Below are 3,367 nucleotides of genomic sequence, written 5' to 3' on the forward strand. Positions count from 1 at the left end.
ATCAGACTGTAAATCTGACGGCTCTGCCTTCGAAGGTTCGAATCCTTCTCTCACCACCATTTTTTTATTTACAAGCCGCTTTAGCTCACCTGGTAGAGCAACTGACTTGTAATCAGTAGGTAATTGGTTCGACTCCGATAAGCGGCACCATTTAGATATTTAACTCCATATTATGGAGTTTTTTTTAATTTTTTGGATAAAAAGGGTTAGAATATTGAGATTGACTTATCCTTGTCTATATAATATACTATTTTTAGATGTATTTCACATAGAAAAGTTTCTAAAAAGTACTTGAAGAATATAGGCAAAATAAAGGAAACTTTATGACGCAAAGCTATAGGGCCTGTAAAATGGCAGCCAGTTGCAGTAAAATTTTTACTGCAACTTTTTTTATTATTAATATAAAAAAATAAAACCATAGTTCAAAATTTCTTTGAAGATAAATAAAGGAGAATTTTAATGAAAATATTTTTATTTTTTCTTTTAACCATATTTTGTTTTGCAAAAGGAAGTTACATTCCTAAAACAAAGTCGGAAAAAGAGATTTTAGACTTATATAAAAAAGAGAAGATATTTTTATACTTAGATGATAAAGAGTATAAAAATAGAAAAGATAATAATCAGACATTTAATGATATTATAATCGAAATGTTTGAGGAGTATTTGGGGTTGGATTTAGAAGTTAAATATGTATCTATGGATGATGTTCGTGGAATAGATGAAAACGAAATTCTAGGCGGAGTATATATAAATAATAAAGTAATGAGTAATATAATTTTTTCAATTCCTTTTTACAAAGAGGAGTTATATTTAGTATCAGAAGATTTAGAGATTGATTTGAAATCTTTAAAAAATGAAGATGTTTTAGGAAGTGAATTATATGATGAAGTTTTTAAGTTTTATTTGATTGCAAATTCAAAAGTTTTACTTCAAGATAATAGCAAACTCTTGAAAGCAAAAAAAGTAAAAAAAGCAAAACTACTTCCGAAATTAGAAGCCTTGAAGTATGAAAATAGAATGAGGATTGCTGAGCTTCCAAGAATAGCATTAGGAATTAGTTTAAAAAATGAAAAATTACTACCTATTTTAAATAATGCTATAAAAGAGAAGTATTTAAGTGAGTTAACACAATTTTTTTATAAAAAAAATAGCGAAGAAGAAAAAAAACAATTTTTAGAATCACTTAATCTTGAAGAGAAAGAATTCATAGAAAAAAACCAGATTATTTTGACTGGTTTAGAATCTGAGCAGAAATGGAGTTATTATTTACAAAATGATAAAGAGTATTTAGGTGCCTTACCTGAAGTTTTAAAAAAATTTTCTTTTTTCACAGGAATGAATTTTAAAATTCAAAATAAACCTCAAAGTAGCTGGGAAGAGCTTTTAAATTTGTTTGATCAAGGGAAAATAAGAATGCTTCCAATGATAAAAACAAATGAAAGAATGAAAAAGTATATTTTTACTTCAAATTTAGAGGAAGTTATTTTATATGAAGTTCATGGATTGAAGAGAGTAGAAATGAAAGACGAAATGTTAATAGGTGTTGTAAAGGAAAGCTTCGAAGAGAGTTATGCCAAAATACACTACAATCAAAAAAATATAAGATTCTATAAAAATTATAAAGAATTAATGAAAGCATTAACTGAAAAAAAGATAAATATAATTTTGAGTTATAATATTATTAATGTCTCTGAATGGAGTCTTTGTATTGAGAGAGATAAGTTTCCTGTTAGTTTCGCATTTCATCCAAAAGATTATGTTTTGAGGGATATAATTGAAAAAGCTTTAGGAGCAAGTCGAGATACAGATGAGATAATCAGAAAAGGAATTGAAAGCGAAGAAAAAAATAGTTATGAGGAAATAATAAATCGAAAAAAAGAGAATATAGGTAAGTTCATATTGAGTGCAGTTTTTTTAGCTTTTGTTTTTTATAGCATATTTGAAATTTACTATAAAAATAAGAAGAATCAAGATTTTTTAAAAGACAAATTAACTAAATTACCTAATTATTTTACATATTTAAACGAAGCAGATGTATTTTTTACAAAAGAAGGACAGTGTTTAAAGATTAATTTGAGTATGCTTAAATATATAAATAACTATTTAGGTTGGAGAATCGGAAATGATGTGATATTAGAGATATCGAATTTGCTAGTTCGAATATTAGCAAGAGAGTGTTCAGAGTTTAAAATATACAAAGTTGCTGGAGATAAATTTTATATATTTGCAAAAGTTGATGATATCGAAAAATTAACAAAACTTATAAAAAGTGAGATTGTAAAATTAGGATTTGAGAAAGAGTATAAAATAAAAAATAAGATTAGAATAGCATATTTGAAAAAGTGTAAGAATGAAAGTGTTGAAAGTATTTTTAAATATTTAGAAATAATTGATAATAATGAGAGATATCAGCAAGAAAAAATTTTAATAACGAAGGCTGATAAATTACTTATAGAGAAGATAGAAAGAAAAAATAAAATAAAAAAATTAATTAATGAGAAAAATATCAGAGGTATGTATCCGGTTTTCCAACCGAAGTTTGATGTTAAAACACTAGAGGTTGTTGGAGCAGAAGTTTTAGCAAGATGGGAAACCAACGAATTAGGATTTATTTCTCCGGCAGAGTTCATTCCAATGTTTGAAGAATTAAAGAAAATACATTTGGTGGATTATTTAATGGCAGAAGAAACTATGAATTTTTTGAAAAGATATGAAGAGGCGTTAAATGAAAAAAAATTAAAATTATCTTTTAATGTTTCACTTCAAACCTTCGAAAGAGATGACTTTATATCAACTATATTTGATTTAATGCAAAAAATAGGAATTTCTGGTATAAATTTAGAGATTGAATTAACAGAGTCAATATTAGCATTAAATGTATTAACAATCAAAGAAAAAATAGAAGTGTTGAAAGATAAGGACATTACAGTTTCGATAGATGACTTTACAGCTGGAAATTCATCAATAGCATTATTGGGAATATTAGATGTTGATACTATAAAGTTTGATAAATCTATTTTGGATATGGTTAAAGAAGAGGGGGCAAGTTCTAGATATGTTTATCAAAATTTGATAAAGTTAGTAAAGGGTCTAGGATTTAAGATTGTAGCTGAAGGAATAGAAAACGATTATCAATTAGGATTTTTAAAAAATAATAACGTTGATATAGGACAAGGTTTTTTATATAGTAAAGCTTTGAGATTGAAAGAGTTTTTAAAATTTATAACAGTAAAATAGAGCTTTGGCTCTATTTTTTTTGAAATGTTTTAAAGATTTAAAAAAATAGAGTATAATAACTTTATAAAATTAAAGAATCTGTTAACTAAAGATGAAAAATAGGTCCAGTTCTTTGAAAAGGGATAAAGAT

At 25.9% G+C, this 3,367-nt stretch carries 1 protein-coding gene, 1 tRNA gene and 1 riboswitch; both genes read left to right on the forward strand.

Translation table 11 applies throughout. The features are described from left to right. Positions 1-74: 74 nt before the first annotated feature. A tRNA-Thr gene (locus tag L988_RS00200) sits at positions 75-150 on the forward strand. A gap of 143 nt (positions 151-293) precedes the next feature. Then, a riboswitch (cyclic di-GMP riboswitch) is annotated at positions 294-369 on the forward strand. A 90-nt stretch (positions 370-459) separates the two neighbouring features. Next, positions 460-3,237 carry an EAL domain-containing protein gene (locus L988_RS00205; RefSeq protein WP_047380373.1) on the forward strand — a complete coding sequence of 926 codons (2,778 nt, stop codon included), beginning with the start codon at positions 460-462 and terminating at the stop codon, positions 3,235-3,237. Positions 3,238-3,367: the final 130 nt, after the last annotated feature.

The organism is Cetobacterium sp. ZWU0022 (genome assembly GCF_000800875.1).
Taxonomy (GTDB): domain Bacteria; phylum Fusobacteriota; class Fusobacteriia; order Fusobacteriales; family Fusobacteriaceae; genus Cetobacterium_A.

Bases quoted from the DNA above. Each gene is read 5' to 3' on its own strand.
- L988_RS00205 (WP_047380373.1), top strand. From the start codon at position 460: ATGAAAATATTTTTATTTTTTCTTTTAACCATATTTTGTTTTGCAAAA.